Source organism: Micromonospora sp. CNZ296 (genome assembly GCF_007827635.1).
In genome coordinates this window covers 1-3,950 of sequence record NZ_VISW01000054.1, presented here as the reverse complement: position 1 = coordinate 3,950, position 3,950 = coordinate 1, and the positions used below count along the sequence as shown (strand labels likewise).

At 62.5% G+C, this 3,950-nt stretch carries 2 protein-coding genes and 1 pseudogene; all 3 read left to right on the top strand.

From position 1 onward, the window contains the following. The first annotated feature begins 120 nt into the window (after positions 1–120). The 3 genes and pseudogenes from FB455_RS33945 (at position 121) to FB455_RS33935 (ending at position 3,895) form a co-directional block, all read left to right on the top strand. Positions 121–398 (top strand): annotated as a pseudogene (locus tag FB455_RS33945) (hypothetical protein). 538 nt (positions 399–936) lie between these two features. Next, positions 937–2,868, top strand: coding sequence for an AAA family ATPase (locus FB455_RS33940; protein ID WP_145755804.1), 1,932 nt, complete (start codon positions 937–939; stop codon positions 2,866–2,868). A 205-nt stretch (positions 2,869–3,073) separates the two neighbouring features. Further along, on the top strand, positions 3,074–3,895 hold the full coding sequence (locus tag FB455_RS33935) for a hypothetical protein (RefSeq protein ID WP_222434160.1): 822 nt from the start codon (positions 3,074–3,076) through the stop codon (positions 3,893–3,895). Positions 3,896–3,950 lie beyond the last annotated feature (55 nt).

Here is a 3,950-nt window from a genome sequence, read left to right as displayed (position 1 = left end):
TCCAGTCAGGGTTGGCTGCGGTGATCACCTGCACCCAGGGATCCTGACCGATCGTCCTGACTAGACAGACACCGGGGTTACGAGACGTCCCTTAGCCAGCCCGGTTGGAAGAGTGAGCGCGTGGGGCTGAACAAGGAGATCGCAGCGCAGCTCGCCGAGGCACGCCTGGCGGAATAGCGACGCAACGACTATGACGAGTGGCGCGCGATGCTCGACGACAAGGACATGCGCCTAGTCCTGGGCGAGGACGGCAAGCGGTACACCGTGGTCAGCTACGCCATTGATGACGGCGACGGTCGGGTCCGCATGTCAGTCACCGTGACGATGGCGGCCCGTCGGCGTTGGTGCCGCTACTGAGAGACGAGATCATGAGCCCGGACGGCACCTTCAGCACGTGACCTCTTCGGTGTGAACGCGGTCCCAGGGCACGTACGGATGCCCTCGGATGCCGTTCTGCCTCGCACAGCCAAGCTTCTCTGCTGTCCTATGTCAGCTGCTACCGGTCGCTGCTGTTGCTCTTGCTGACTCCTGGCTGCCTCAGACGGGTGGACTGTAGTCGATTCTTGCCGACCATCCCTTCGTGGGACTACGGACGGACCTCCGCTACGCTCCGCCGCCGGGACGGGTGGGCACGCCCGTCACGGGACTCGTCACCACAGCGAATCCGAAGAGGATTTATGTTGAGGGAACACTTGTACCAAAGAGTTGTGATAGGTAAAGCAGGATGGCCGTCCGGTCGGTTACGCTGTCGGACGCTAGTGCAGAAGCACCCCGGGCGCGCCGCGCAGCGGGCGACGGCACCGGGGCTACTTCCTTGATGTGGCGTCAGGACCATACCCCGAGTTCGCACTTCCACGGCAGGCATGCCACCGAAGTGTGATCTTTCGCCGCCCAGCTCACGCCCGTCCGGGACCTCTCGACCTCAGGAGGGTCCCATTGAAGCTAGTCAAGGCGAAGGTTACCTACTACCGCTCCATCGAAGACTCCGGCGAGTTCAACGTCGAGCCCGACGTCACCTGCTTGGTGGGTAAGAACGAGTCCGGGAAGACCACGGCGCTACAGGCGCTCTACCGGCTCAACCCGGTCGAGACTTCCGCGAAGCTTGACGAGGTCGTCGACTTCCCCTCCAAGCTGACCCGTAAGCGCAAGGAGTGGGGCTCCGACCAGCGCATCCCGGTCATCCAGGCCACCTTCCGCTTCGATGACCACGAGGTCGCCGAGGTCGAGGCGGACTTGGGCGCGGGTGCGCTGCGGCAGCCGGAGTTCACCGTCAACTTTGGCTACCGCACGAACAACCGCACGTTCTCCCAGAACTACAGGGAGTCCGCGGTTGTCAAGCACTTGCGGTCACAACTCGATCTACCTGCCAGCGTCGCGGGTGGCGTCAACGCTGCTACCACCACTGACGGCCTACTGAAGGCGCTAGATGCACTGGAGGAGCCGCCGTCCAAGGCCACAGCCCTCGCCGAGCGAATCCGAGGCTGGCGCGGGGAAGACCTCGCTCTGTACCTGATTGATACCTACTCCTGGCGGAAGATGCCGAAGTTTGTCTACTTCGGCGACTACGACACGATGCCTGGCAAGGTCTCGATTCCTGACCTCATCCGACGTCGAGATTCCGACGATCTCGACCGGGGCGAGCAGGCCCTGCTAAGCCTGCTCAAGATGGCCGACGTCGAGCTTGAGGACTTCCACGAGGCAGACAACCACGAGCGGCTCATCCGCGAGCTGGAGAACGCCAGCAACGTGATCTCCGAGGAGGTGTTCGACTACTGGTCGCAGAACACCGAGCTCGCGGTCGAGCTGAGAGTGCTACAGCCTGAGGCAGGTGCACCAGCTCCTCTCAACCAGGGTCCCATCCTGCAAATCCGGGTTCGTAACCAGCGCCACAAGGTCTCGGTGCCATTCGACGACCGCTCGCGCGGCTTCGTCTGGTTCTTCAGCTTCCTGGCCTACTTCACCAACGTGGAGATGTCCGAAGACCGGGAGCTCATCCTGCTGCTCGACGAACCCGGCCTGTCGTTGCACGGGCGCGCCCAGGCAGACCTGCTCGACCTGATCGACAAACGGCTGGCCCCGAAGCACCAGGTGCTGTACACCACTCACTCGCCGTTCATGGTTCCGCCGAAGCACCTCCAGCGGGTCCGCACTGTGATCGACCAGGACCGGGTCGGTACAAAAATCTCGTCCGAGATCTTCAAGGCCGACAACGACACGGCGTTCCCACTCCTCACCGCCATGGGCATCGAGATGACGCAGACGCTTTTCGTCGCCGAGGACACTCTTCTCGTCGAAGGGCCAAGCGACCTCATCTATCTGGATGTACTCAGCGACGCGGTCGAAGCCAAGGGCGGGACGGGGCTGGACCCGCAGTGGGTCAAGACCCCGATCGGGGGCGCGGGCAAACTGTCGACTTTCGTGACGCTCCTCGGCGCGAACCAGCTCAACGTGGCGGTGATCGTCGACTCCAGCACCAAGGACGCCCAGGCGATCAAGCGGCTGCGCGACAACGGGCAGCTCGCCAAGAACGGCCTAATCGAGATCAGCGAGTTCACCGGCAATGGCGACGCAGACATCGAGGACCTGTTCGAGATCGAGTTCTACCTGGACCTAGTGAACAAGGCCTATGTCAACCAGCTTCCGGCTCCGTTGACGCCCACGGACCTCAATACAAACGACCCCCGGATCGTGCGGCAGGTCGAGGCGTACTTCCGCCAGCACAACATCGCTGGCGGCAAATTGAACCACTACAAGCCTGCCGCCGCGCTCCTCCGCGAGCAGACGACCCTCGTGCCGACTCTCGGTTCCACCACCCTGGGCCGCGCCGAGCGTCTGTTCATCAGGATCAACCAGCTGGTGAAGGGCTAACAGTCCACCCTGTGCCCCGGCAAGAACTCGAGTGGCCGGGGCACAGGGAACTGCCGAGGGCCCGAGGTCAGAACGGGGCGATGAGCTGTCGCCGGTTCCACCGGGATGCCCGCCTCCGCCCGCAGGCTGGGTCTCGCCCCAAGGCTGACGGCTCGATTAAGTCCGTGAGGTGATTCCCATCGGACTCCGTGACTTGGAGGGCAAGATGGAGTTCAAGAAGCGAACGCTCAAACAAATCGGGGACCTGATCTGTGGCAACTTTCCGGCCGAGGAAAGCTTCTTTCCCTACCGAAGCAGTAGCTACCTGACCGAGTTCTTCGAGGACATAGAGACCGACTACGCGCATGACGGCTCCACGCGGGTCTATTGGGTCGCCGATACCCTCGCTGCCATCTTGGCCGAACCACAGCCGGCTCCCAACACACCGCCCGCCACCTTCGCTCGCGTCATCCGCAGGCTTATGGATCAGGGCGAGGCGATGAACGAGGGACCTCAGCGGCCAGGGGCTCTTGCGCTCCTGAACGCGGCGCTCACCCGTGAAGGCTTCGAGGCATTCTACGCCGAGGACAAGCAGTGCTACCTGAGGCACCTCTCCACCAACACCGTAGCGGTGCCGGCACCCAACCCACACCGACCCTTCACACCCACAGAGGTCAAGCGGCGGGAGCATCTCGTCGCCTACCTCGACAAGGCATCTGAAGACGAACTGATCGAGGAGGTCTTGCTTCCGCTCTTCCGTCAGCTCGGCTTCCACCGGGTCACAGCAGCCGGGCACAAAGACAAGGCGTTGGAGTACGGCAAGGACGTGTGGATGAAGTTCACCCTTCCAACCACGCACGTTCTCTACTTCGGCATACAAGCAAAGAAGGGAAAGCTGGATGCTTCCGGGGTTACCAAGACCGGGAATCTCAACGTCGCTGAGATCCACAATCAGGCGTTGATGATGCTCGGACACGAGATCTTCGACCCGGAGACCAGCAAGCGCGTCTTAGTACTCCAGCCGGGGATTGTGATCACGGCTCGGTGAGGGCTTGTCGGGTGTAGTGGCTGGTCATGGCTTGGGCTTGGTGGCGTCGTCGGCG

Coding starts and splice junctions, on each gene's coding strand:
- FB455_RS33935 (WP_222434160.1), top strand. CDS start 3,074: ATGGAGTTCAAGAAGCGAACGCTCAAACAAATCGGGGACCTGATCTGT.